This is a genomic window from Azospirillum sp. (genome assembly GCF_050789165.1).
The window spans coordinates 19,972-45,076 of record NZ_JBOZRT010000010.1 but is presented as its reverse complement, the minus strand read 5'-3'; the positions used below and the strand labels follow the sequence as shown (position 1 = coordinate 45,076).

Sequence of the window (25,105 nt, the reverse complement as noted above, 5' to 3'; positions counted from 1 at the left end):
GCTCAGCCGGCCGCGTCGGCGGCGGCGCGCCCGGACGGCGGGGCGACGTACAGCGCGATCTCCGCCGGACGGCGCGCCCCCGTGCGGTCGCCGGGGTTGGCGATCTCCAGGACCCGGTCGGCCTCGATGAACGAGGCGTCGGGCTCGATGCGGTAGAGCAGCACACCGCGCTCCGGCACCACCTCCAGCCGGTCGTCGCGCTCCACCCGGCGCCGCGCCGCGCCACGCAGCCGGCGCTCGCGCAGCACGCCCATGTTCTCGGCCGAGGCGATCAGGCTCTCGGCCACCCAGGCGTCGGCCTCGCTCTCGGTCTGGCCGGGGGCGAGGCGCACCCCGACCAGCAGCCCGTCCACACCCAGCCACGCCGGTTCGATCTTCAGGCGGAAACCGACCTCCTCGGCGGCGAAGCGCAGGGTCACGTAGGTCTCGCTGACCGTCTCGATCATGCGCTCGATGAACTCGATCACCGGCGCCACCGAGGCGCGGATGTCGCCGTGGTCGTAGGCGTCGAAGATCGGCGGGATCAGGCCCGGCCCCAGCGCCGCCACCTGTCCGGCGATGCCGCACAGCGCGGTGTGCAGCGCGAACGGGTGCGTCGCCCCGGCGCCCAGCAGCGCCTCCAACTGCGGCAGCCCGGCGGCGAGGCACTGCACGGCGTGCCGCGTGTCGGCGATCAGCGTCGCCTGCACCGTGCCGGCCGGGGCGCGCAGCCGGCCGGCCAGGAAGGCGGCCTTCTCCCGCAGGCGCTTGGCGATGGTTCGGCAGGAGTCGGCGAGCGGCGAGTCGGGCGGCGCCGAGAACGCCGGCGGCAGGTAGTCGGTGAGCTGGAACGCCTCGTCGCGGTAGGTGACGCGGGCGATGGGCAGCGCGGCGTACTTCTGCGGCACCTCCTCGCCCACCAGCAGCGACACGCGCGGCTGCAGGCGGGCCATCGCCTGCTCGTTGTCGCCGGTGTTCTCGTCCACCACCGGCTCGCCTTCGACCGAGCGGTAGCGCGCCAGCTCGCCGCCGGCCGCGGCCCCCGGCTTGTAGACCGGCACCACGAGGTGGACGGTGGCCGGCGCGTCCTTCAGCTGGTCGGCGTAGGGCACCAGGCTGACCTGGAGGTCGGCGCCGCCCGCCGGGTGCGTCACCACCAGCCCGTCGGGCAGCACCGCCTCCAGCGCCAGGATGCGGAAGACGCCGACCACCAGCATCGCCTGATCGACCTTCAGCGTCCGCACGCCGTAATGGAACGGCGACAGCCGGCCGAGGTGGTAGTGCAGCAGCCCGTCCTGGCGCAGCCACGCCTGCTGGAAATGCTGCGGCGAGAGCAGCATGCCCTCGTACCACTGGATCGGATCTTGCGGGTTGAAGGGGCTCATACCGTCGGGCACCTGCGGGTTTCGGTCATTTCAAGGACGGGGCGGCCACCGCGAAATCCTTCTCGCCCAGGCGGAGAAGGACGGCGGGCATGCCGTCGATGCGGGCGCGGTGCGGACCGGGCGAGTCGTAGCCGGCGAAGACGAAGGCGCCGAGCGCGTCGCTGCCGCGGCCGGAGATCAGGTAGCGCGGCCCCCTCTGGCCGGGAATGACCTCGAAGGTCTGCACCTCGATGCCGGTGGGGTTGGCCAGCTTCATCGGCTCGCGGTTCTTGAACCAGTCGGCCGAGGTCATGCCGGCGAAGGCGGGGATCAGCGTGGTGTCGTAGACCAGCACCAGATCGACGGCGAGCGCGTTGTCGGCGTTGGCGTTGGCCGCCACCTCCATGTCCAGCGTCTGCGTCTTGATCCGGGAATCGGTCCCGCAGCCGGCGAGCGTGAGCGCCAGCAGGACGGCGGCCGGACCCGCGCGGCGCGCGAACCGGCCCGTTGCGGCCCCTTCCCCGGACCACGACAGAGAAACCACGGCTTCCCGTCTCCCCCAACTTTGCGGAAGCATCGTTATTACCTTCGTCACGAGTGACGAATTCGGATGATGCTCGAAAGGCTAGGGAAGAAACAGCACCTTGTCCATGATATTACGCGATGTCACAGGCCCAGCTCCCGGTATAAGGGCGCAGGCCTAGCCGTTTCGTCATACCCTAGTATGAAAGATCCGAGTCGCGGGACTCAGCCGGGGATGATCTTGCTCAACAACAACTTGATTGAGTCGAGCAGCCGCTCCCCCAATTTCTTGTGTTGATCCTCGATGTTCGCCACCAGACGGGCTTCCAGCCCGGCGATCGCCTGCTGCTGCGCGGCGCTGGCCGCCACCAGCTGGTCGACCCGCTGCAGCAGGGCGCGGTTCTGCGTGATCAACTGTTCCATGAGGGGGTGCGAGGGGTCCGACTCGCCGGGACTCCGTGCCCCCTGTGGGGTGGGCGGCACCGCGGCGGCGGTCGGGCGGCGGAGGGTCCGGACGCCGATCGGCAGCGGCTCGATGGGGGCTGCGGCTTCCGGCCCGTCCAGCCAGCGCGAGACCAGGGCGTAGCTGATGTTCAGTTCGGTCGAGATGCGGCGGTAGCTCCAGCCCTGACGGCGCAGCCGCTCGACCAGCGCGCGGCGCGCGGGGTCGTCCATGCGGCGGCCGGCGCTGTTGGGCAGCCGCTCCTGCTGGTCCGGCATGCCGGCGACGACCTGGAAGTACCCGCTGTCGCCCCGCTCCATCCCACTCCCCACCATCATCGGCGCCTGCGACCGGAGGGAGAGCATGGTAGCGCGATTTCCCCCGCGGGGAAACGGCTTCCGGCGATTCAGGCAGCGTTCAAATCAGGTTGCATACCGCCGTATTCGCACAGCCGGAAGACGCAAACCCTCTGGACTCGTTCTCGTTGCCCCCGGCATGCTGCGCACACCACGCCACGGGGGCCTTACCGATGTCCGACTCCCTCACCGCCATGCAGCGGCTGCACCTGTGCATGGCCGAGAACCCGCCTCTGCCGAAGCCGTCGTTCCGCAAGCTGCGGGTGTTCACCGTCGACCCGTCGCTGGGGGCGGAGCTGGAGACCTACGCGCTCAATGAGACGACGGTCGAGATCCCCTGGGAGCACGACCTGAAGCCCGGCCCGGTCGGCGAGTACCTGGAGGTGGTGGACATCGACCCGGCCAGCGGCTGCGCCTACGCGCCGATCGATCTCAACGCGCCGGAGCTGCTGTCGCAGGACGGGCTGCGTCCGTCCGAGTCCGACCCGCGCTTCCACCAGCAGATGGCCTACGCCGTCGCCATGCGGACCATCCAGGTGTTCGAGCGCGCGTTGGGCCGCGCCGCGCTGTGGGCGCCGCGCTTCGTCCGCAACGCCAAGGGCAAGGTGGAACGCGAGGAGTACGTGCAGCGGCTGCGCATCCACCCGCACGCGCTGCGCATTCCCAACGCCTATTACAGCCCGGAGCGCATGGCGCTGCTGTTCGGCTATTTCCCGGCCTCGACCGAGGCGGAGGCGACGGTGCCCGGCGGCATGGTGTTCGCCTGCCTGTCGCACGACATCATCGCGCACGAGACCTCGCACGCGCTTCTCGACGGGCTGCACCGCCGCTACCGCGAGAACACCAACCTCGACATGCTGGCCTTCCACGAGGCCTTCGCCGACATCGTCGCGCTGTTCCTGCACTTCACCGTCCCCGACGCGCTGAGCAGCCAGATCGCCAGCACCGCCGGCGACCTGGGCAAGCCCAACCTGATGGCGGAGATGGCGTTGCAGTTCGGCCGCGCCACCAAGGGCGACGGGGCGCTGCGCGACTACATCGGCATAACGCCGACGCGCAACGACTACGCCGCCGCGACCGAGCCGCACAGCCGCGGCGCGGTGCTGGTGGCCGCGGTGTTCGACGCCTTCCTGCGCATCTACCAGCTGCGCACCCGCGACCTGATCCGGCTGGCCACCGGCGGCACCGGCGTGCTGCCGGCCGGCGCCATCCCGCACGACCTGGTGCAGCGGCTGTCGCAGGAGGCGGGAAAGCTGGCCGGGCACTGGCTGAACATGTGCATCCGCGCGCTCGACTACTGCCCGCCGGTGGACCTGACCTTCGGCGACTATCTGCGCGCGCTGGTCACCGCCGACCGCGATCTGGTGCCGGAGGACCGCCTGGGCTACCGCGTCGCCATCGTCGCGGCGTTCCGCGACCGCGGCATCTACGCCGAGGGGGTGCGCACGCTGTCCGAGGTCTCGGTGGCGTGGGAGCCGCCGCCCGACCCGCTGGCCAGCCTGAAGAAGCACCTGCAGGGGATGGACCTGTTCCAGAACGGCGTGTCCGACCGCCGCCTCGCCTACGAGCACAGCCGCGAACATGCCGGAGCGCTGCACAAGCGCCTGTTCGGGCCCGACGGGCTGAACGACGACGAGATGGATATCCTCGGCCTGCACCGCCGCCCCGACGAGGCCTTGAACGGCAAGCCGTTCAAGGTGAAGACCGGGGACGGCGCATTCTGGGCGCGCGGCATCGAGGTGCACTCGGTGCGCCCGGCGCGGCGCGTCAGCCCGGACGGGCGCATCCAGTCGGACATCGTCGTCGAGATGACGCAGAGCTGGTCGCCGGACGCGGGCTTCAAGACCAAGTTTCGCGGCGGCTGCACGCTGCTGATCGACGCCGACACCGGCCGGGTCCGCTACCTGATCCGCAAGCGCGTCGGCCGGGCCGCGGTGGCGGCGCCGGAGACCAGCGCCGCGCCGGGCTTCACCGACCCGCGCGACAACTACTTCCGGGCCGAGGGACCGCGCCGCGAGCCCTTCGCCCTGCTGCACGGACACTGAGGAGGCCGCGACCATGAGCAAGGCGAAGACCGGTGCGGCCCCCACTGTCAAAACACCCAGGGCCAAAACACCCAGGGCCAAGGTCCGCATGTACCGCCACGGGCTCGGCGACTGCCTGCTGGTGCGGCTGCCGCACGCCACGGCGGCGGACGGCTGGTTCAACGTGATGATCGACTGCGGCCTGCTGCTCGGCACGCCGGACGCGGCGGCCAGGATGACCAGAGTGGTCGAGGACGTGGCGGCGGAGACCGGCGGCCGGCTCGACCTGCTCGCCGTCACGCACGAGCACTGGGACCACGTCAGCGGCTTCATCCAGGCCAGGGACGCGTTCCGGAAGATCGAGGTCGGCGCGGTCTGGGCCGCCTGGACCGAGAACGAGGACGACACGGCGGTGCAGGCGCTGAAGGACGGCCGCCGCAAGGCGCTGGCGGCACTGCAATCGTCGAGCACGCGGCTGCGCACCATGGGCGCCGACGGCGCCGCCGGGGAGGTCGACGGCCTGCTGGCCTTCTTCGGCATCGGCGCCGGCCCGGACGGCTCGCCCTTCGCCGCCGCCGGCGGCAGCACGCCGGAGGCGCTGCGCACGGCACTCACACTGGGCAAGGAGCTGCGCTACTGCCGCCCGTCCGACCCGCCCTTCCAGCCGGAGGGGGCGGACTGGCGCATCTACGTGCTGGGGCCGCCGCGCGACGCGGTGCTGCTGAAGAAGTCCGACCCGTCCAAGCGCACGCCGGAGACCTACCCGCTCGCCGCCGCCGCCGAGGGTCTGGTGACGGCGCTGGGCGCCGACGAGGACGCCGGGCGCCCCTTCAACCGCGCCTGGGCGATCCCGATGGCGCGGACCAGGGAGCTGGAGTTCTTCCAGCGGACCTACCACGCCGAGGCCGAGGCGTGGCGGAGCATCGACGAGGACTGGCTGGGCACCACGACCGAGCTGGCGCTGAAGCTCGACTCCGACACCAACAACACCAGCCTGGTGCTGGCCATCGAGCTGCCGGCGGCCACGCCGGAGGGCGAGCCCGAGGTGCTGCTGTTCGCCGCCGACGCGCAGGTCGGCAACTGGCTGTCCTGGCAGGACCTGACCTGGACGGTCGACGGCCGCACGGTCACCGGCCCCGACCTGCTGAAGCGCACCACGCTCTACAAGGTCGGCCACCACGGCAGCCACAACGCCACGCTGCGCGAGAAGGGCCTGGAGCTGATGGACGGCCTGCGCGTCGCCCTGATCCCGGTGGACGAGGCGATCGCGAAGAAGAAGCGCTGGAACCAGATGCCGCGCGCCTCGATCATCGAGCGCCTGAACGCGATGGTGCCCGGCGCCGTGCTGCGCTCCGACGAGGACGCCGCGGACCAGCCCTGGCTGACCAAGGACGCGCTGTACTACGAGGTGACGCTCTGAAACTCCCTCCCCTGCCTCCGGCGGGGGAGGGCCGGGGTGGGGGCAACGCATTCCCGGGCAGGCCGTAGCCCCCACCCTTCCCACTTCGTGGGCCCCTGCCCTCCCCCGCCGGAGGCAGGGGAGGGGCTTCCGCCTCTGTCAAACCGCGATCACCAGCCGTTCCGGCGCCAGGGAGTGGAAGCGCACCTCGCCCTCGCCCAGCGCCGAGGCCGCCGCCTCGACCACGTAGCGGTGGTGGGTGAACAGCAGCACCTGCGTGGCCCGGCCCAGTTCGGCCAGCGCGCGGATGCCCGGCACCGTGCGGTCCTCGTCCGAGGTGATGAACAGGTCGTCGGCCACGAACGGCAGCGGCTCGCCCCCCTCGGCGTAGCGCTCCACGGCGGCGATGCGCAGCGCCAGGAACAGCTGGTCGCGGGTGCCGTCGCTCATGCCCTCGACCGGGCAGTGCCTGCCGTCGCGGCGCACGCCGACCAGCACCGGGTGGTCGGCCTCGGCGTAGTCCACGGCCAGCCGCTCGATCGGGTTGTCGCCGGTGGCGGCGATGCGCGCCATCACCTCCGACGCGCGCTTCACCAACGGATGCTCGTTGGCGGAACGGTAGCGCTCCACCGCCCGGCCGAGGACCAGCGACGCCGCGCGCAGCCGCATCCAGCGCCGGGCGATCTCCGCCATCTCCAGCCCGGCGTCCTTGGCCTGCGCCGCCGCCTCGCCGATGCCGGCGCGGCCCCGCAGCGCCGCCAGCTCCTGCTGCGCCACCACCAATGCCTGCGCCGCGGCCTCGCCCTGCTTCTGCAGGCGCGCCGCCTCGTCCTCCACCGCGGCGTCCTCGGCGGCGAGCGCGTCGGGATCGGCGCCGTCCGCCTCCGCCCGCAGCGCCGCCTCGCCCCATCCATCGCCGGCCGCCGCGAGGTCGCGACGCGCCTGCTCCAGCCGGGCGCGGAGCTGCCGGCGCTCGGCGGAACGGCGGGCGAGGTCAACCGCGTCGCCGGAATCGGCCAAGCCGTGCTCATCGCGCAGCAGCCGCACGGCGCGCTGCGCCTGCGCCGCCGCCTCGCGCGCCTCGGCCAGCGCCAGGGCGGCCTTGTCGCGCTGCTTTTCCAGCTCCTGCCGCTTCGAGGCGACGGCCGCCGCCTCGCGCAGCCGGCCGGCGATCACCGGCGCCAAGCCCAGCGGATCGGACGCCCGCAGATCGTCGAGCGCCGGGGATGCCCGGTCGAGCAGCGCGCGGACGGCCGCAGCGTGCGCCTCCAGATCGGCGCGGATGCCGTCGCAGCGGCGGCGGGTCTGGAGGGCGTCGCTGGCTTCCTTCTGGATCTCGTCCCAGACGGTCAGCGCCTCGGTCGCCTCGCCCGGCGTGGCGCCGGGGGCGAGGCCGATCAGCGGCAGGTCGGCCGCCCACGCCGCGATCCAGTCCCCAAGCCGCGCCTGCGCCTCGGCCAGCGCCCGCTCCGCGGCATCCAGCTCACGGCGGCGGCCGGCGAGTTCCTGGCGCAGCCGGCTGGCGCGTCCCCAGGTCTCACCCGCCTGCGCCGCCGCCGCGGCCACCCGGCCACGCAGCGCGACGTCGTCGAGCGCGTCGGTGCCGGTCAGCCCCAGCAAGCGGGCGGCATGCAGCCGGTGCGTGCGCGCCTGCTCGGCCTCGGCGCGCGCGCGCCGCACCGCGGCCTCGGCCTTGCGGGCGGCGTCGGCGAGGCGGACCACGCCGTCCTTGCGCTGCAGCCAGACGCGCATCGCCGCCGGCGTCTGCGGCGCCAAGCCGGAGGCCGCCCACAGCGCGGCCCACGCGACGTTCGCGACGGCGTCGCGAGCGTCGAGGTCGACAAGCCGCGCCTCCGCCGCCGCCAGCGCGCGCTCGGCGTCCTGGCGCTGGCGGGTCAGCGTGGCGAAGCGGGCGACGCGCTGCGCCTCGCGCTCGCGGCGGTCCACGAGGTCGTCGGCACGGATCACCGCCTCCTCGTAGGCCTGCGCCAGATCGGCCTTGGGCGGCGGGTCGTCGGCGATGCCCTCGACGTAGCGGCGACGGATCATCCGCCAGCCGCGGTCGCGGCGCTGGCGGGCTTCCTGCACGGCCTCCGGCGTCGGGACGGCGCCGGCCGCGGTCAGCTCCGCGAGGTCGCCGTCGAGCCGGGCCAACGCCGCGCGCGCCTGGGCCCGCTCGCGCGCCGCCGCCTCGCGTTCGGCCGCCAGCGCGGCGACGGACTGCTCCTGCCGGGCAACCGCCGCGTCGTCGGGGAAGGCGGCGTGCGCCAGTTCGGCCAGCGAGCCGGTCCACAGCCCGAGCGCGGCGAAGGCGACACCGGCCTCCTCCTTGGCCGAGGCCTCGTCGGCCGCCGCCTCGGCCAGCCGCGCGTCGGCATCGCCCGCCTTGGCGGCCTCGGCGAGCGCGGCGGCGGCCTCGGCCGGGTCGGCGGGGGCGCCGAGTTCGGCCAGCGCCGCCTCGGTCTCCGCCAGCCGTTCGGCGACGGCGGCATGCTGGCGGCGCGCGGCGTCGAGCGCCGTGTCGATGGCGTGGCGCTCGGCGATGCGGGCGCGCAGCCGCGCCACAGCCGGGCGCGGCGGCACGCGGGGCGCCGCCTCCTCCGGTGCGAAGCCGCCGCCCAGTTGGGCGATCAGCCCCTCCAGCCGCGTGCGGCCGAGCGCCAGGTCGCGCTCCAGCTTCGGCAGGTCGGCCCGCTTGGCGGCGACGTCGCCGTAGGCCACATGCAGCCGCTCGATCTCCGCCGCCAGCGCCGGCAATGGCCCGGGCACGCCGAAGGCGGACAGGTCGTGCTCCAGCCCCTCCAGCCGGCGGGCGGCGTGCGCCACCGCCTCCGCCGCCTCGTCGGCGGCGCGCTGGGCGGCGCGCCAGACCGCCTCGAAGCCGTCGGGCAGATCCGGCCCCGCGCCGTGCGCGGCCAGCAGCGCCGCCAGCTCGTCCAGGCGGGCGAGGATCGGCAGCACGCGGCGCAGGCGCTGCACCCGGCTGCGCCGCGCCCGCCCGTCGGCCAACTGCGCGTCCACCGCCGCGCGCGCGGCCCCGGCCTCCTGCACCGCCTTGATGGCGCGGGTCCAGTCGTCGGCGCGCAGGGCATCGGCCCGCATGCGGGCCTGCGCCTCGTCCCAGCGCTCCACCGCCTTCCAGAAGGGCTTGGCGGCCGACTTGCGGGTGGTGGCCAGCGCGTCGGCCTCGGCGTCCAGCCGCTCCAGCACCTGGGCGATGCCGGCGACGCCGCTGCCCGCCTCGAACAGGCTGCGCCCGAGGTCGCCGCCGGCCGCCAGCATGGCGTCGCCGCCCTGACGCAGCCGGTCGTGGTCGAGACCGAACATGCGCTCGAAGAAGGCCCGGTCCGCTCCGCCGAGGAACGGCGCCAGCGCCGAGTCCGGCAGCGGCGAGCCGCCGTCGGCGCTCAGCAGCGTGTTCACCCGCCCCTTGCGCCGCTTGAACGCCAGCGTCTCGCCGGCCCTGTTCGACAGCTCGGCGCCGATGCGCAGCTGGCCGTAGTCGTGCCGGAAGGCGTAAGGGGTGCGGTCGTGGATGCCGAACAGCAGGTCCCCGATCGCCGCCAGCGAGGTGGACTTGCCGGCCTCGTTCGGACCGTACACCACGTGCAGCCGCACGCCGTCGCCGCTCAGGTCGAGCGTCCGATCCTCGAAATGGCCGTAGCGCTCCAGGTGCAGGCGCTCGATGCGCATCAGGCGCCCTCCCCGGCCAGCCGGCCCAGCACGATGGCGCGGGCGTCCTCCAGCACGGCGGCGAGCAGCTCGTCGCCCAGCTCGTCCAGTCCGGCCTCGGCCCGCACCGCGTGCGGCATGCGGGAGAGCAGCGCCTCCAGCTCGGCGCGCAGGCCGTCGTGCTCGGCCGGGTCGGCGCGCACCTCCTCGACGGCGCGCAGCAGTTCGCCCAGCGCGTCGGGCAGCGCCGCCGCCCCGGCGTCCGGTTCGGCGGTGCGCAGCTCGACCTTCTCGATCCACACGTCGCCGCCGGCCCGCATGGCGGCGACCTCGCACTCGGCGGCCGTGCGGTCGGGGTCGCCGACCAGCGCGCGGTGCACGGCGCCGCGGCCGGTCAGCGTCAGCCGCACCGCCAGCGTGCGCCGCCCGGCCCCGGCCAGCGCTTCGCCCAGCGCCGCGCGCACCCGCTCGCCCACCTCGTCGAGGCCGGCGCAGCCGCCGACCTCCACCGGCACGCGCGCCCAGCGCACCACGTCGCAGTCCACGTGCTCGACCGCCATCACCTCGCCGGCATCGGCGGTGACCAGGGTGAAGCCCTTGGGCCCGGTCTCGTTGGCGTGGCGGCCCTGGAGGTTGCCGGGGAAGACGATCCACGGCCGCTCGCTCAGCACCTCGCGCGCGTGCACATGCCCCAGCGCCCAGTAGCCGTAGCCCTTGGCCGCCAGTTCGGCCAGCGCGCAGGGCGCATACGGCTCGTGCCCCGGCCGCCCGTCGGCGGCGGTGTGCAGCACCCCGACGTTGAGCAGCCCCGGCACCGGCGCCGGGTAGCCGCCGGCGATGTTGTCGCGCATCGCCCGCTGGCCGTAGCTGCGCCCGTGCAGCGCCACGCCCAGGTTCTCCCACACCACGGTCTCCGCCCGGTCGGAGCGGAAGACGTGCACGTTGGGCGGCAGCGAGAGGCTGCGCGTCATGGCGTTCTCGGCGTCGTGGTTGCCCTTCACCAGCGCCACGCGGATGCCGGCGTGCTCGAGCCGCGCCATGCCCTCGGCGAAGAACAGGCCGGTGGAGAAGTCACGCCAGTCGCCATCGTACAGGTCGCCGGCGATCACCACGAAATCGACGGCTTGGTCGACCGCCGCGTCGATCAGGCCGGTGAAGGCGCGTCGCGTCGCGCCGACGAGGTCGCGCGCCCGCTCCCCCGCCCGCGCGGCGAGGCCGGCGAGCGGGCTGTCGAGATGGATGTCGGCGGTGTGGATGAAGCGCAAGGGCGGGCCTCGTCACGCGGTGGGCGGGCCGACCGTAGCACACGCAGCAACGCGAACGGGAGGGGTACAAAACGGACGCCGGACGCGCCGCGGGCAACAGAAAAGGCCCGGTGGATGCCGGGCCGTCTTCAGCCTATCCCCAGGGGGAGTAAATGGCGGAGGGAGAGGGATTCGAACCCTCGATACCCTTTTGGGGTATACACACTTTCCAGGCGTGCGCCTTCGACCACTCGGCCACCCCTCCGCGGAGGACGCGTTTATAGCCATCCCCGACGCGCTTCGCAAGCCCCTGTTTTGAGGTGCCGGACGCTCCTTACGCAGCGGCCGGCACAGCCCCCTCTCCGGCGCCGGCGCGGCGCTCGCGCAGCCAGGCCCAGGCCTTTTCATGCAGGTGGAAGGCCACCGTGTTGCACAGCGGCTCGACCAGCGCCACGGCGCCGCCCACCGCGATGGAGCCGGTCATCAGGTAGCCCAGGGTGAACGCCACCGTGAAGTGCACGCACGCGAAGCTCAACGTCTTGGCCATGGCCCCCTCCATCTCTGCCGTGGAGACAGAGTGCCAGCCACCCCCCGGCACAGTCCAATCGCCAATCCGGACCGCAGCGATAGGCTTCCCCTATGATGCCAGCTCGTCCGCCACCTCGCCCACCGTGCGGCAGAGCAGCGCGATGTCCGCGTCGCGCGACAGGCGGTGATCGCCGTCCTTCACCAGCGTCACCCGCACGTCCGCCCCGGTCAGCGCGTCGGCGAGTCGCAGGCTGGTCTGCCAGGGCACGTCCGCGTCCATCATGCCGTGCAGCAGCCGCACCGGGCCGCCGAACGGGATCGGGCCGCGCAGCAGCAGGTGCCGCCGCCCCTCCTCGACCAGCGTGAGCGTCACCGGCTTGGGATCGTCGAAGTACTGCGACGGCCGGTACCACGCACCGTCGCGCAGCAGCGCGGCGCGGGCACCGGCGTCCAGCGCGTCCCAGATCAGGTCCTCGGTGAAGTCGGGCGCCGGCGCCACGCCGACCAGCGCGGCCACCCGCTCCGGCCGCCGCAGGGCGAGCAGCAGCGCGATCCAGCCGCCCATCGAGGAGCCGACGAGGATCTGCGGCCCTTGCGTCACTTGGTCCAGCACCGCCAGCGCGTCCTCGACCCAGGTGCCGACGGTGCCGTCCTCGAACCGGCCGCTGGAGGCGCCGTGGCCCTGGTAGTCGAAGCGCGTGTAGGCGAGGCCGCGCATCGCGGCCCAGGCCTCCAGCGCCACCGCCTTGGTGCCGGTCATGTCGGACATGAAGCCGCCGCAGAACATCACGCCGGGGTCGGCGCCGGGCCGGGAGGAGGGGGTGTGACGATAGGCTATGGTGGCCTCGCCGCGGGTCAGGCTATTGTGCCCGCCCGCCGGGGCGTGCGCGCGTTCGCTCATGGCTTCACCACACTCGCGTTTCGGGCATCATGATTCTGGATCCGCACCTTACCACCGCCGACGCGGCGGGCAATGCGCCCGCGGGGGAACAGGCGTTCCTCCGCCAGCCCGGCCGCCGGCCGCCGGTGATCCTGCAGGTGCTGCCCAACCTGGTGACCGGCGGCGCCGAACGCGGCTGCATCGACGTGGCGCTGGCGCTGGCCGAGGCCGGGGCGACGCCGCTGGTGGCCTCCGAAGGCGGGCCGATGGTGCGCGAACTGGACCGCGCCGGCATCGCCCACATCACGCTGCCGCTGAAGAGCAAGAACCCCCTGGTCATCCGCAGGAACGCCGGGCGGCTGGAAAAGATCATCCGCGACTTCGGGGTGGACATCGTGCACGCCCGCTCGCGCGCCCCGGCGTGGAGCGCCTGGATGGCGGCGCAGCGCACCGGCGCGCGCTACATGACCACCTTCCACGCGCCGTACAATTTCTCCAGCGGGCTGAAGCGCTGGTACAACTCGGTGATGGCGCGCGGCGAGCGGGTCATCGCCATCTCCGGCTTCATCCGCGACCACATCCTGAAGAACTACGACGTGGATCCGGCCGCGGTCCGCCTCGTCCACCGCTGCTACGACCCGGCGGTCTTCGCGCCGGAGCGCGTCACCACCGCCCGCCTGATCCAGCTCGCCACCCAGTGGCGGCTGCCGGAGGACCGGCCCGTCATCCTGCTGCCCGGCCGGCTGACCCGCTGGAAGGGCCAGACCGTGATGATCGACGCGCTGGCCAAGCTGGGCCGCAAGGACGTGGTGTGCCTGCTGGTCGGCTCCGACCAGGGGCGCTCCGGCTACCGGCAGGAGCTGGAGGAGCGCGCGCGCCGCGCCGGGCTGGCCGGCGTGGTGCACATCACCGACCACTGCAGCGACATGGCCGCGGCCTACATGCTGTCCACCGTCGTGGTGTCGGCGTCCCGCGAGCCGGAGGCCTTCGGCCGCGTCATCGTCGAGGCGCAGGCCATGGGCAAGCCGGTGATCGTGACCTCCATCGGCGCCTGGCAGGAGACCGTGCTGCCCGGCGAGACCGCCTGGGTGGTGCCGCCGGACGACGCCGACGGGCTGGCCAAGGCGCTGGACGAAGCCTTGTCGATGACGGCCGAGCAGCGCGCCGCCATCGGCGCCCACGCCCAGGCCTTCGTCGCCGAACGCTACACCAAGCAGCGCATGTGCGCCGACACCCTGGCGGTGTACGCCGAGCTGCTGGCCGCGTAAGACCGTTGCCGATACTCGGCAATGATCAACCTCCGCAGTGCGGCAAATTTTCACATCGTGAAAAGACCGCGAAGACGTCGACGGCCACTTTGTCACACCCCCTTGCGGGCAAGATTTGGCATGACGCATAGTCGTTGATGGAATTTAAGAATTCCCAAGACGTTATAAATGCCAAGGAACTCTAGCCGGGAAGCCTAGGCCAGAGGGCATAAAGGGGGAGTCATGCGCCTTCTCAAGGATCTTCCGATCTCGCGGAAGTTCGGCGTGGTGGTGACCGCGCTGGCGCTGATCGCGGTGGCCATCGCGACGCTGGGCGTGCAGGCGATGCGCACCTACGACGGCTACGTCGACGAGATCACCAACGCCTCCGCCCGCGCCCTGGACGGCGAGCGCATGAACGGCCTGGTGCTGGCCGTGGTGATGGACTCCCGCGGCATCTACATGGCGCGCGACGGCAAGGAGGCGGAGAAGTACGCCCCGCCCCTGCTCAAGAACCTGGCCGCCATGGACCGCCTGATGCAGGAGTGGTCGGCGATCACCCCCGCCGCCGAACGCGCCCACAACCAGGAGATCGCCGCCAAGGTGCGGGAGTTCATCACCTTCCGCACCGAGCTGGTCCGCCTCAGCCGCGACGCCTCCATCCCCGAGGCGCGCACCTACGGCGACAACGACGCCAACCGCGCCAACCGGCAGGCGCTGAACGTCCTGCTGCAGAAGCAGGCGGAAACCGACAACGCCAACATCGCCCGCCTCGGCGCCGAGTTGGAGGCGTTCCAGACCACCATGAACCGGCTGCTGATCGCGGTGCCGGCGGTCGGCATCCCGCTGACCATGCTGCTGGCCAGCGTGCTGGCGATCCGCATGATGGTCAACCCGATCCGCCGCATGACGGCGTCCATGCAGGAGCTGTCCGCCGGCCGCCTGGACGCCGCCGTGCCCGACACCGACAGCCGCGACGAGATCGGCGCCATGGCGCGCGCGCTGTGCGTCTTCCGCGACGCCATGCGGCAGGCCCGCGACCTCGCGCAGGAGCAGCAGCGCACCGCGGAGGAGAGGCTGGCCCGCTCGCAGGCCATCGTGGCGCTGACCGACCGCTTCGACCGCGAGGTCACCGGCGTGCTGGCCACCGTCCGCACCTCGGCCGAGCGGATGCGCAGCACCGCCAACGGCATGACCGCCACCGCCCAGGACACCACCAGCCGCGCCGCCGACGTGGCGAGCGCGTCGGAGCAGACCTCGGCCAACGTCCAGGCGGTCGCCACCGCCACCGAGGAGCTGTCCGCCTCCATCGGGGAGATCGGCCGGCAGGTCGCCACCTCCACCGAGATCACCCGCCACGCCGTCGGCGAGGCGCAGCGCGCCGACCAGCAGGTGCGCGGCCTGACCGACGCCGCCGAGAAGATCGGCGAGGTGGTGGAACTGATCAACTCCATCGCCAGCCAGACCAACCTGCTGGCGCTGAACGCGACCATCGAGGCGGCGCGCGCCGGCGAGCACGGCAAGGGCTTCGCCGTCGTGGCGACCGAGGTGAAGAACCTCGCCACCCAGACCGCCAAGGCGACCGAGGACATCGCCCAGCAGATCGCCGGCATCCAGCGGGTGTCCACCGATACGGCGACGGCGATCCGCTCGATCAGCGAGGTCATCACCCGCATCGACGGCATCGCCACCACCATCGCCAGCGCCATCGAGCAGCAGGGGGCCGCCACCGGCGAGATCGCCCGCAACATCCAGCAGGCCGCGCAGGGCACCGAACGGGTGAGCGTCACCATCGGCGGCGTGAACGCCGCCGCCCGCCAGACCGACGGCGCCGCCCGCGACGTGCTGGAGGCGGCGTCCGGCCTGTCCGTCCAGGCCGATTCGCTGCGCGACCTGGTGCATGGGTTCCTGGACGGGGTGAAGACGGCGTAGCGGCTGCTTGCCCCTCCCCGACCCTCCCCCGCTCTCGGCGGATCCGGAGAATCCGCCTGCCGCGTCAGCGCAAGCTTCGCTTGCGCGAGAGCTTCGCGGTGGAGGGGGCAGAGCGGCGGAGTTCCCTCTCCCGCGCCGCGGGGGAGGGTTAGGGAGGGGGCAATACCCCCGCAAAGGACCTCCCATGCTTGACTTGCACCGCCACGCCTTTAGAGTCGCGCGTTCCGACGCGAGTCGGACTCGCATGAACAACGGAAGCGAACGGTGAATCCGGTGACGTCCAGCATTGCCATCACGCTGCCCGACGGCAACGTGCGCGAATTCGACCGGCCGGTCACGGGGGCGGAGATCGCCGCCTCCATCGGTCAGCGTCTGGCCAAGGATGCTCTTGCCGTCAAGATCGACGGCACCGTGAAGGACCTCACCACCACCGTCACCGGCAACGCCAAGATCGAGATCGTCACCCGCAACCACCCCGACGCGCTGGAGGTGATCCGCCACGACGCCGCCCACGTGCTGGCGGAGGCCGTGCAGGAGCTGTACCCCGGCACGCAGGTGACCATCGGCCCGGCGATCGCCAACGGCTTCTACTACGACTTCGCCCGCGACGAGCCGTTCACGCCGGACGACCTCGCGAAGATCGAGGCGAAGATGCGCGAGATCGTCCAGCGCGACGCCCCCCTGGTGCGCGAGGAGTGGACGCGCGACGACGCCGTCGCCTACTTCAAGAACCACGGCGAGCACTTCAAGGCCGAACTGGTCGAGGCGATCCCGGCGGACCAGGCGATCAGCGTCTACCGCCAGGGCGACTGGCTCGACCTCTGCCGCGGCCCGCACGCGCCGTCGACGGGCAAGGTCGGCAGCGCCTTCAAGCTGATGAAGGTGGCCGGCGCCTACTGGCGCGGCGACAGCCGCAACCCGATGCTCCAGCGCATCTACGGCACGGCGTGGCGCGACGAGAAGGAACTGAAGGCCTACCTGACCCAGCTGGAGGAGGCGGAGAAGCGCGACCACCGCCGCCTGGGCAAGGAGATGGACCTCTTCCACGTGCAGGAGGAGGCGGTCGGCTCGGTGTTCTGGCACCCGAAGGGCTGGACGCTGTACCGCACCATCGAGACCTACATCCGCACCAAGCTGGAGCAAGCCGGCTACGTCGAGGTGAAGACGCCGCAGCTGATCGACAGCTCGCTGTTCAAGGCGTCCGGCCACTGGGACATGTACGGCGACAACATGTTCAAGGTGGAGGCGGACGAGGGCAAGAAGCAGCTCGGCGTCAAGCCGATGAACTGCCCGGGTCACACGCAGATCTTCAAGAGCGCGCTGCGCTCCTACCGCGATCTGCCGATCCGCATGGCCGAGTTCGGCTCGTGCCACCGCAACGAGCCGTCGGGCGCGCTGCACGGCATCATGCGGGTGCGCGCCTTCACCCAGGACGACGCGCACATCTTCTGCACCGAGGACCAGGTGCCGAGCGAGGCGGCCGAGTACTTCAAGCTGCAGCTCGGCGTCTACAAGGATCTTGGCTTCGACAAGATCGACGTGAAGCTGGCGCTGCGCCCGGACGTCCGCACCGGCTCCGACGAGCTGTGGGACCGCGCCGAGGACGGCCTGCGCACCGCGCTGCGCTCGGCCGGGCTGGAGTTCGAAGAGCTGCCGGGCGAAGGCGCCTTCTACGGCCCGAAGGTGGAGTTCCACCTGACCGACGCCATCGGCCGCACCTGGCAGTGCGGCACGCTGCAGTACGATCCGAACCTTCCGGAACGGCTCGACATCCACTACATCGGCGAGGACGGCGCGAAGCACCGCCCGATCATGCTGCACCGGGCCATCCTCGGCTCGCTGGAGCGCTTCATCGGCATGATGATCGAGCACTACGCCGGCAAGTTCCCGCTGTGGCTGGCCCCGGTGCAGGCGGTGGTGACCACCATCACCAACGAGGCCGACGGCTACGCGGCGGAGGTCCACAAGATCCTCAAGAGCCGCGGAATCCGGGCCGAACTGGACGTCCGCAACGAGAAGATCAACCTGAAGGTCCGCGAGCACAGCCTTCAGAAGGTGCCGGTGATCGTCGTCGTCGGCCGCCGCGAGGCGGAGGAACGCACGGTGGCGATGCGGTACCTCGGCGGCAAGGATCAGGAAGTTCTTGCCCTTGACGCCGCAGTCAATAAACTTACTGAAGAGGCGCGGTCCCCGGCCGGGGACCGTGGCTTCGATTCGCCATTCTGAGTGACCGCCGTTCACCGGGCCCGCCGCGTCAGCCGGGGGCCCGCCGGACGGGGTCCATAACCATGGAGAGGGTTCCATAGCCAGGTTACCACAGGAAGCCGCCCCGACCCGCGACGGACCGCGGATCAACCGGGAGATCACGGCGCGTTCCGTCCGTCTCGTCGGCGCCGACGGCGAGATGGTCGGCATTGTTTCGTTGCGCGACGCTCTGCTGGCTGCGGAGGACGCCGGCCTCGACCTCGTCGAGGTGGCCCCGCAGGCGGAGCCGCCCGTCTGCAAGATCCTCGACTACGGCAAGTTCAAGTACGAGGAGCAGAAGAAGGCCGCCGAGGCGCGCAAGAAGCAGAAGATCATCGAGGTCAAGGAGATCAAGCTCCGACCGAACATCGATGACAACGACTACGACGTGAAGATGCGCGCCGCGACCCGCTTCCTCGAGGAAGGCGACAAGGTCAAGGTGACCATGCGTTTCCGTGGGCGCGAGATGGCGCACCAGGACATCGGCATGAACGTGCTGATGCGCGTGCGCGACCGCCTGGACGAACTGGCCAAGGTCGAGCAGATGCCCAAGCTCGAAGGCCGCCAGATGATCATGGTGCTGTCGCCGAAGTGACCGCGGTTTACCGCCTGCTTCAAAAAGCCCGCCGGAGACGGCGGGCTTTTTGTTTGAATCCCCTCCCCCCAGCGGGGCTGGGGGAGGGAAACGCTCCGGCCTTCGAACCATCCGCCCCGTGATATTCTAGTATGCGACGCGCTGCCGCATGTATCACGCCGAGGCACGGCGGTAGCATCGGTCACTTCCCGGCAGCCGTTCGACCGCCACGCGCGTGACGACGCCGTCCCCTCGACCCTGCCGGCCGACACGGATCCCAGCCCGGAAGAGCGCGCGCCCGCACAGCGATGCCCGCCGCCGCCCTCCCCCGCCGGGGAGCACTCACGAGGTGACATCATGCCCGAAAAACTGCGGCCTCTGATCTGGGTCGCCGTCGCCGTCCTCGGAGCCGCCTGCCTCGGCGGCATCGCGCTCAACCGCGGCGAGACCATCAACGCCATCTGGTTCATCGGCGCCGCCGCCGGCGTGTACGCGCTGGCGTTCCGCTTCTACGCCGGCTGGATCGCGGCCAAGCTGATGGTGGTGGACGAGACCCGCGCCACCCCGGCCGAGCGGCTGAACGACGGCCGCGACTTCGTGCCGACCCACCGCTGGATCACCTTCGGCCACCATTTCGCCGCCATCGCCGGCGCCGGCCCGCTGGTCGGCCCGACGCTGGCCATGCAGTTCGGCTATATGCCCGGCACGCTGTGGCTGCTGGCCGGCGCCGTGTTCGGCGGCTGCGTGCAGGACATGGTGGTGCTGTTCTGCTCGACGCGGCGCGACGGCCGCACGCTGGGCCAGATGGCCCGCGACGAGCTGGGTCCGGTGGCCGGCTCGGCGGCGCTGCTCGGCACGCTGATGATCATGGTGCTGATCGTCGCCGTCCTGGGCCTCGTGGTGGTCAACGCCATGAAGCACAGCCCGTGGGGCACCTCGACCGTGTTCGCCACCATCCCGATCGCCATCCTGGTCGGCGTCTACATGCGCAACATCCGACCGGGCCGGGTGCTGGAGGGCTCGCTGATCGGCCTGGCGCTGCTGCTGCTGGCGACGGCGGGCGGCGGCTGGCTCGACCACAGCCCGCTGCGCGCCTACTTCGATTACGACGGCACGACGCTGGCGATGTTCGTCATCGGCTACGGCTTCGTCGCCGCCATCCTGCCGGTGTGGCTGCTGCTCGCCCCGCGCGACTACATCTCCACCTTCATCAAGATCGGCGCCATCATGCTGCTGGCGTTCGCGGTCGTCGTCCTCCAGCCGGAGATGAAGATGCCCGCGTTCACCCGCTTCATGGACGGCACCGGCCCGGTGGTCGCCGGCAGCCTGTTCCCGTTCCTGTTCATCACCATCGCCTGCGGCGCCATCTCCGGCTTCCACGCACTGATCTCCTCGGGCACCACGCCGAAGCTGATCGCCAACGAGCGCGACATCGTGCTGGTCGGCTACGGCTCCATGGTGATGGAGAGCTTCGTCGGCCTGATGGCGCTGATCGCCGCCGCGGTGCTCGACCCCGGCGTCTACTTCGCCATCAACGTGCCGGCCGGCATCGCCGGTACGGGCGTCGAGAAGGCGGTCGCCACCATCTCCGGCTGGGGCTTCCCGGTGACCGCGGAGACCATGAACGAGCTGGCCCGCGAGATGGGCGAGACCTCGCTGCTGGCCCGCACCGGCGGCGCGCCGTCGCTGGCGGTGGGCATGGCGACCATCTTCGCCGGCGCCTTCGGCAAGTCGATGCTGGCGCTGTGGTACCACTTCGCCATCATGTTCGAGGCGATGTTCATCCTGACCGCGGTGGACGCCGGCACCCGCGTCGGCCGCTTCATGCTGCAGGACCTGCTGGGCAACATCTGGAAGCCGTTCGCCAACACCCGGTCGTACCCGATGACGCTGTTCAGCTCGGGGCTGTTCGTGGCGGCGTGGGGGTATTTCCTCTACATCGGCGTCATCGACCCGCTGGGCGGCATCAACATCCTGTGGCCGCTGTTCGGCATCTCCAACCAGATGCTCGCCGCCATCGCCCTGGCGGTGGCGACGGTGATCTTCGTGAAGTCCGGCAAGGCGAAACACGCCTGGGTGACCGCGATGCCGACGGCGGTGATCGCCGTCATCACCACCTACGCCGCCTGGGAGAAGCTGTTCTCCGCCGACCCGCGCGTCGGTTTCCTGGCCGGCGCCGACGCGCTGGCCGCCAAGCTGGCCGCCGGCACGCTGACCGGCCCGGCGCTGACCTCCGCGCCGAAGCTGATCTTCAACCAGCGGCTCGACGCGGCGCTGACGGTGTTCTTCGTGGCGGTGCTGTGGGTGGTGATCATCGAGGCCGCCCGCCTGTCGCTGCGCCACCTCAACGGCCGGCCGGTGCCGCCGCTGAGCGAACACCCCTGGGAAGCGCACCCCGTCGGCGGCGACGATTGAGCGGAGGGCGAATCATGCTGCACGTCCTGCGTGCCGGCTGGGAGGGTTTGCGCCAGATCACCGGCGACGACGCGTTCGAGCGGTATCTGGAGCGGCACACCCGCCTGCACCCGGACGTGCCGCCGCTGAGCCGCGAGGAGTTCTACGCCAGCGAGCTGGACCGCAAGTGGAGCGGGGTGAACCGCTGCTGCTGAGCAAGCTGGCGGAGGGCAGACAAGGCAAAGGGGCGGGCGCCGCAAGCGCACCGCCCCTTTGAAATTAGGTGGTAGCGCATTGTAGAACCCCCGGCCCGTCCCGACCTCTGCGGCGTCTTTCGCCACAACGACGCCGATGCCCCTCCCCTCCTTTCTCCGCAAGACGGCCGCCCTGCTCGCCCTCGCCGTGCCGCTGGCCGTCGCCGGCCCCGCCGCCGCGGTCGAGCTGTTCGGCGAGACCTTCAAATCCGCCGAAGAGATCGCCGCCTTCAACCGCGGCGACGGCGTGCGCTACCTGGACCGGCAGGGGCGCTTCCTCGGCTCGGTCGGCGAGAACTACGGCGAGATCGTGCCCATCGAGAAGATGCCGCGCCACCTTCTCCAGGCGCTGATCGCCAAGGAGGACCGGCGCTTCTTCGAGCACGACGGGCTGGACTATTTCGGGCTGGCGCGGGCGCTGTCGGTGGCGGTGACCTCCGGACGCTTCAGCCAGGGCGGCAGCACGCTCACCCAGCAGACCATGAAGAACATCTTCTTCAAGGACTACGGCCGCTGGGAACGCAAGGCCTACGAGATCATCAGCGCCCAGGATTTCGAGGACAAGGTCGGCAAGCGCACCGTCCTCTACCTGTACCTCAACCGCGTCTATTTCGGTTTCGGCGCCTACGGCGTCGACGCGGCGGCCAAGCTGTACTTCGGCCATCCGGCGTCGAAGCTGACGCTGAAGGAATCGGCGGCGCTGATCGGCTCGCTGACCGCGCCGTCGCGCCTCAACCCCTTCGCCGACCGCGAGCGCAACGAGGAGAAGGCGGGCGTCGTGCTGGACGCCATGGCCGACGCCGGCTTCATCACCGCCAAGCAGGCGGCCGCGGCCAAGCGCCAGAAGCTGGAATTGGCCGAGACCAACAGGCTGGGCGCCCAGGTCGCCGGGCATTTCCGCGAGACTGCCAACGCCCGCTTCCGCCGCTTCCACGCCGCCCGCTTCGGCGGGAACGCCGATCCCGGGCCGACCTTCACCGTGCGCACCACGCTGGACCGCGACCTCCAGGCCGCCGCGGTGCGCAACCTGGAACGCGCCGCCCAGCGCAACGCCAAGCGCATGGGCGACGCCGAGTACGCGCTGGTGGCGCTGAACGACCGCGGCGAGGTGCTGGCGATGGTCGGCGGGCGCGACGCGGCGGCGCGGCGCGACCACTTCAACCGGGCGCTCCAGGCGCGCCGGCAGCCGGGCTCGGCGTTCAAGCTGTTCGTGTTCCTGGCGGCGCTGGAGCGCGGGCTGACGCCGGACAGCGTGGTCGACGGCTCGCCGCTGCCCTTCGCCGACGGCCGTTCGATCCGCAACTTCGACGACGCGTACCCGAAGCAGCTGACGCTGCGGCAGGCGCTGGCGCGCTCGGTCAACACCGCCTCGGCGCGGCTGACCGCCGGGCACGTGGACGAGGTGGTGGCGATGGCCCGCCGCCTCGGCGTCGAGACGCCGCTGGAGGCCAACCTCGGCTTGGCACTCGGCAACGCGGAGACGACGCTGCTCCAGCTCACCCAGGCCTACGCGATGGTCGGCAACGGCGGCACCAAGGTGGAGGCGCACGCCTTCCAGCGCATCCTCGACCCGCGCGGCCGTGAGGTCTACGCCTATCCCGGCGCGTCGGCGGAACGCGTGCTCGACGCCGGCACCGCCGCGACGATGAGGTCCATGCTGGGCGAGGTGATGGCCACCGGCACCGGGCGGGCGGCGTTCGTCAAGGGGGGCGCCGGAAAGACCGGCACCACCAACGACTACCGCGACGCGTGGTTCGTCGGTTTCGCGGGCGGCCTTACGGTGGGCGTGTGGGTCGGCAACGACGACAACGCGCCGATGAAGGGCGTCAGCGGCGGCTCCGTCCCCGCCGAGGTCTGGCGCGGGTTCATGCAGGACGCGGTTAAGCTGCGGAAAGGCTGACTCCTGGCCCCCTCCCCATCCCTCCCCCGCCTTGGGCGGTGGAGGGGGCAGAGCGGCGGAGTTCCCTCCACCTCGAAGAGGAGGAGGGTTAGGGAGGGGGCAATCGCCCGTCGCTACTTCGGCCGCCGCTCGGTCAGGAAGGACGAGGACACCCAGCCCACCGGGCGGCCGTTGCGGGCGATGCGCACCCAGCCCTCCTCCGGCGACTTGTCGGGCAGAACCTGCGCCGCCTCGCCTTCCTCCAGCGTGTCGAGCACCGTGCCCTTCCGGCTCGGCGTGGCGCGGATGTAGATGCCTTCCTTGGCGTAGACGGTGCGGGTGGCGGGCTTCCGGTCCGCCGGCTTGGCGGGTTCCGGCTTCGGCGCCTCGGCGACGGCCTTCGGCTTGGCCGCGGGCGGCGGCGGCGCGGTCACGGCGGGCGGGGCCGGAGCGGTGGCCGGGTCGGCAACGGCCGGCGGCTCGCCGGGAACCACGACCGGCGACAGCGGCGGCGCCACCACCGGCAGCGGTTGCAGCACCGCCACGCCGGCCGGCGCGCGGCCCTTCGGTTCGGCGTGCACCGGGGTCGCCTTGGGCAACACGGCGGTGGGCGGCGGGCGCGGCGTCAGCCGGTCGGCCGACACCTGCGCCGTCTGCGCCTGGACCAGCGCCGCCGTCGGCAGCGCCAGCAACGCCAGGGCGAGCAGAAGAGGAGCCCGGCGCATCGCGCGTCAGTCCAGCGTGACGCGCGCGACCAGCGTCGGCAGCGTCTGGCAGCGGTACAGGCCGTCGAGCGTGCGGTGCTCGGTCAGGCGCAGGGTCAGGCTGCAGCCGTAGGTGTTCACCGTCAGCTCGGTCTGCGCCAGCGTGCCGACCGCCACCGCGGGCGCGGCGATGGTGTAGCCGGGCGCCCCCATCTTGCCCTGGAAAGCGCCATTGACGGCGGTGAAGCCCTCCACCTCGATGGTCAGCGGGCCCAGGTTGCGCAGCACGGTGTCGCTGTTGGGGTCTTCCTTGGTGGCGTAGAGCAGCACCGGGATGGTCTTGCGCCGGGCGATCCAGTCCTTCAGCGCCAGGTTGGCCAGCACCGGGTCGCGGCTCTGCAGCGCCGCCTCCACCGCGAACTGGCGCAGCGCCGGGTCGTTGCCGCCCAGCACCGCCTCGTACACCGCGACGCGCGTCCCACGGTCGCCGGACAGCAGGCGGGTGCGCACCTCGCCGATCAGCGTGGCGCGCGCCTCCACGGCCTGGCGCTCGCCGGCGAGGCGTTCGGCCTCGGCCTCGGCCATTGCCCGCTGCTCGGCCAGCAGTTCCTCCTCGCGCTGGCGGCGGGTCTGCTCGTCGGCGAGGCGCTGCTTGGCCTCGGCGTCCAGCTTGGCGCGCACCGCCTTGGCCTCCTCGGACCCGACCACCACCAGCTTGCCCGGCAGCTCTTCGGCCGGCTTGCCCAGGCTGTCCAGCACCTCCGGGTTCTGCAGTTCCAGCTTCACGGCGAGGCTGCCGTCGCGCGCCTTGGCGGTGGTGGCGATGCCGGTCAGCACCTTCTCGGTCCCGGCCTCGGCCACCGGAAGGACGAAGGCGTAGGGGCCGTCGCGGCCGTCCACCACGTAGGTCGGCTTGGCGAGCTTGAGGCGCGCCGCGACGCGCAGCGGCCCGGTGGCCGATTCGGGCGGCTCCAGCATCACCGCGTCGACCCGCCAGGAGGGCGGCACCTGCCGCGCGACTTCGTGCCGCACGGTGTCGGCCAGCGGGGATGCCGCGGGGGTCGGCGCCGGCGCCGGATCGGCGGCCCGCAACGGCCCGGCCAGCGTCAGCCCGAGACCCAACGCCATCACCCAGGGCGCCGTCATCCGCCACGCCGCCGGTCGCGCCATCACCCACCTCGTTCCGTTGCCGCGCAAGGCTTTTTCGCCCGCATACCCATAACCAAAAGCGGTACCGCGAAGCGGTGCCGAAGGGAAGCGGCTTTTCGGCCGGCGCCGCTCCGGAACCGGCCCGTCTGCATACCCGGATATGTTGCGCGCGCTGCGGCACGTCGGATGCGCTCAAGACCGGGACATTATCGACGCGACCGACGGTCGAAAATGCCCGAAGGGCACACACGCCCACTTGCATTCCGATCATACAAATGGATGTATAGGGGTCGCGGGCAGGTTCCGCGCGGGTAACAG

The 25,105-nt window shown here is 71.8% G+C and carries 18 protein-coding genes and 1 tRNA gene; 9 read left to right on the top strand and 10 right to left on the bottom strand.

Translation table 11 applies throughout. The features are described from left to right. Positions 1 to 2: 2 nt before the first annotated feature. The 3 genes from tssK to ACRWK7_RS01510 form a co-directional block, all read right to left on the bottom strand. Positions 3 to 1,364: a type VI secretion system baseplate subunit TssK gene (gene tssK, locus ACRWK7_RS01520; protein WP_431854393.1), complete on the bottom strand. Its 1,362-nt coding sequence runs from the start codon at positions 1,362 to 1,364 to the stop codon at positions 3 to 5. 25 nt (positions 1,365 to 1,389) lie between these two features. Next, entirely contained in the window at positions 1,390 to 1,887 is a 498-nt protein-coding gene (locus ACRWK7_RS01515) for a hypothetical protein (protein WP_431854392.1), read from the bottom strand. Positions 1,888 to 2,090: 203 nt separating this feature from the next. Beyond that, positions 2,091 to 2,672 (bottom strand): helix-turn-helix domain-containing protein, encoded by a 582-nt coding sequence (locus ACRWK7_RS01510; RefSeq protein ID WP_431854391.1) that lies wholly within the window; start codon positions 2,670 to 2,672, stop codon positions 2,091 to 2,093. Positions 2,673 to 2,836: 164 nt separating this feature from the next. Between ACRWK7_RS01510 and ACRWK7_RS01505 the strand changes: the two genes are divergently transcribed. After that, complete coding sequence (locus ACRWK7_RS01505) at positions 2,837 to 4,708, top strand: hypothetical protein (protein WP_431854390.1); 1,872 nt, start codon at positions 2,837 to 2,839, stop codon at positions 4,706 to 4,708. Between the two features lie 88 nt (positions 4,709 to 4,796). Next, a complete protein-coding gene (locus ACRWK7_RS01500) occupies positions 4,797 to 6,107 on the top strand; it encodes an MBL fold metallo-hydrolase (RefSeq protein WP_431854389.1) in 1,311 nt (436 codons plus the stop codon). 138 nt (positions 6,108 to 6,245) lie between these two features. Here ACRWK7_RS01500 and ACRWK7_RS01495 read toward each other — a convergent pair whose 3' ends face one another. The 5 genes from ACRWK7_RS01495 to ACRWK7_RS01475 form a co-directional block, all read right to left on the bottom strand. Then, the gene (locus ACRWK7_RS01495; RefSeq protein ID WP_431854388.1) at positions 6,246 to 9,779 is read right to left on the bottom strand and encodes an AAA family ATPase; all 3,534 of its coding nucleotides are present in this window, start codon (positions 9,777 to 9,779) and stop codon (positions 6,246 to 6,248) included. Then, positions 9,779 to 11,023, bottom strand: a complete 1,245-nt coding sequence (locus ACRWK7_RS01490) for a metallophosphoesterase family protein (protein WP_431854387.1) — start codon at positions 11,021 to 11,023, stop codon at positions 9,779 to 9,781. Before ACRWK7_RS01490 ends, ACRWK7_RS01495 begins: the two co-directional genes overlap by 1 nt. Before the next feature lie 153 nt (positions 11,024 to 11,176). After that, positions 11,177 to 11,267, bottom strand: a tRNA-Ser gene (locus ACRWK7_RS01485). Positions 11,268 to 11,336: 69 nt separating this feature from the next. Next, positions 11,337 to 11,549: a DUF2061 domain-containing protein gene (locus ACRWK7_RS01480; RefSeq protein ID WP_431854386.1), complete on the bottom strand. Its 213-nt coding sequence runs from the start codon at positions 11,547 to 11,549 to the stop codon at positions 11,337 to 11,339. A 90-nt stretch (positions 11,550 to 11,639) separates the two neighbouring features. Continuing rightward, entirely contained in the window at positions 11,640 to 12,431 is a 792-nt protein-coding gene (locus ACRWK7_RS01475; protein ID WP_431854385.1) for an alpha/beta hydrolase, read from the bottom strand. A 29-nt stretch (positions 12,432 to 12,460) separates the two neighbouring features. Between ACRWK7_RS01475 and ACRWK7_RS01470 the strand changes: the two genes are divergently transcribed. The 7 genes from ACRWK7_RS01470 to ACRWK7_RS01440 all read left to right on the top strand — a co-directional run bounded on the left by ACRWK7_RS01470 (position 12,461) and on the right by ACRWK7_RS01440 (position 22,955). Next, positions 12,461 to 13,678 carry a glycosyltransferase family 4 protein gene (locus ACRWK7_RS01470; protein WP_431854384.1) on the top strand — a complete coding sequence of 406 codons (1,218 nt, stop codon included), beginning with the start codon at positions 12,461 to 12,463 and terminating at the stop codon, positions 13,676 to 13,678. Positions 13,679 to 13,900: 222 nt separating this feature from the next. Further along, on the top strand, positions 13,901 to 15,589 hold the full coding sequence (locus tag ACRWK7_RS01465; RefSeq protein ID WP_431854383.1) for a methyl-accepting chemotaxis protein: 1,689 nt from the start codon (positions 13,901 to 13,903) through the stop codon (positions 15,587 to 15,589). 273 nt (positions 15,590 to 15,862) lie between these two features. Further along, positions 15,863 to 17,815 carry a threonine--tRNA ligase gene (gene thrS / locus ACRWK7_RS01460; RefSeq protein WP_431854382.1) on the top strand — a complete coding sequence of 651 codons (1,953 nt, stop codon included), beginning with the start codon at positions 15,863 to 15,865 and terminating at the stop codon, positions 17,813 to 17,815. Positions 17,816 to 17,891: 76 nt separating this feature from the next. Next, positions 17,892 to 18,428: a translation initiation factor IF-3 gene (gene infC, locus ACRWK7_RS01455; protein WP_431854452.1), complete on the top strand. Its 537-nt coding sequence runs from the start codon at positions 17,892 to 17,894 to the stop codon at positions 18,426 to 18,428. A 336-nt stretch (positions 18,429 to 18,764) separates the two neighbouring features. Next, positions 18,765 to 20,822 (top strand): carbon starvation CstA family protein, encoded by a 2,058-nt coding sequence (locus ACRWK7_RS01450; RefSeq protein WP_431854381.1) that lies wholly within the window; start codon positions 18,765 to 18,767, stop codon positions 20,820 to 20,822. Positions 20,823 to 20,836: 14 nt separating this feature from the next. Further along, complete coding sequence (locus ACRWK7_RS01445) at positions 20,837 to 21,016, top strand: YbdD/YjiX family protein (RefSeq protein WP_431854380.1); 180 nt, start codon at positions 20,837 to 20,839, stop codon at positions 21,014 to 21,016. Between the two features lie 136 nt (positions 21,017 to 21,152). Then, positions 21,153 to 22,955 carry a transglycosylase domain-containing protein gene (locus tag ACRWK7_RS01440; protein WP_431854379.1) on the top strand — a complete coding sequence of 601 codons (1,803 nt, stop codon included), beginning with the start codon at positions 21,153 to 21,155 and terminating at the stop codon, positions 22,953 to 22,955. Positions 22,956 to 23,068: 113 nt separating this feature from the next. Here ACRWK7_RS01440 and ACRWK7_RS01435 read toward each other — a convergent pair whose 3' ends face one another. Then, a complete protein-coding gene (locus ACRWK7_RS01435; protein ID WP_431854378.1) occupies positions 23,069 to 23,659 on the bottom strand; it encodes an SH3 domain-containing protein in 591 nt (196 codons plus the stop codon). A gap of 6 nt (positions 23,660 to 23,665) precedes the next feature. After that, a complete protein-coding gene (locus ACRWK7_RS01430) occupies positions 23,666 to 24,808 on the bottom strand; it encodes a hypothetical protein (protein WP_431854377.1) in 1,143 nt (380 codons plus the stop codon). Positions 24,809 to 25,105: the final 297 nt, after the last annotated feature.

Bases quoted from the DNA above. Each gene is read 5' to 3' on its own strand.
- ACRWK7_RS01500 (WP_431854389.1), top strand. From the start codon at position 4,797: ATGTACCGCCACGGGCTCGGCGACTGCCTGCTGGTGCGGCTGCCGCAC.
- ACRWK7_RS01505 (WP_431854390.1), top strand. From the start codon at position 2,837: ATGTCCGACTCCCTCACCGCCATGCAGCGGCTGCACCTGTGCATGGCC.
- ACRWK7_RS01470 (WP_431854384.1), top strand. From the start codon at position 12,461: ATGATTCTGGATCCGCACCTTACCACCGCCGACGCGGCGGGCAATGCG.
- ACRWK7_RS01440 (WP_431854379.1), top strand. From the start codon at position 21,153: ATGCCCCTCCCCTCCTTTCTCCGCAAGACGGCCGCCCTGCTCGCCCTC.
- ACRWK7_RS01510 (WP_431854391.1), bottom strand. From the start codon at position 2,672: ATGCTCTCCCTCCGGTCGCAGGCGCCGATGATGGTGGGGAGTGGGATG.
- ACRWK7_RS01475 (WP_431854385.1), bottom strand. From the start codon at position 12,431: ATGAGCGAACGCGCGCACGCCCCGGCGGGCGGGCACAATAGCCTGACC.
- ACRWK7_RS01465 (WP_431854383.1), top strand. From the start codon at position 13,901: ATGCGCCTTCTCAAGGATCTTCCGATCTCGCGGAAGTTCGGCGTGGTG.
- ACRWK7_RS01445 (WP_431854380.1), top strand. From the start codon at position 20,837: ATGCTGCACGTCCTGCGTGCCGGCTGGGAGGGTTTGCGCCAGATCACC.
- tssK (WP_431854393.1), bottom strand. From the start codon at position 1,364: ATGAGCCCCTTCAACCCGCAAGATCCGATCCAGTGGTACGAGGGCATG.
- ACRWK7_RS01495 (WP_431854388.1), bottom strand. From the start codon at position 9,779: ATGCGCATCGAGCGCCTGCACCTGGAGCGCTACGGCCATTTCGAGGAT.
- ACRWK7_RS01450 (WP_431854381.1), top strand. From the start codon at position 18,765: ATGCCCGAAAAACTGCGGCCTCTGATCTGGGTCGCCGTCGCCGTCCTC.
- ACRWK7_RS01435 (WP_431854378.1), bottom strand. From the start codon at position 23,659: ATGCGCCGGGCTCCTCTTCTGCTCGCCCTGGCGTTGCTGGCGCTGCCG.
- ACRWK7_RS01480 (WP_431854386.1), bottom strand. From the start codon at position 11,549: ATGGCCAAGACGTTGAGCTTCGCGTGCGTGCACTTCACGGTGGCGTTC.
- ACRWK7_RS01430 (WP_431854377.1), bottom strand. From the start codon at position 24,808: ATGGCGCGACCGGCGGCGTGGCGGATGACGGCGCCCTGGGTGATGGCG.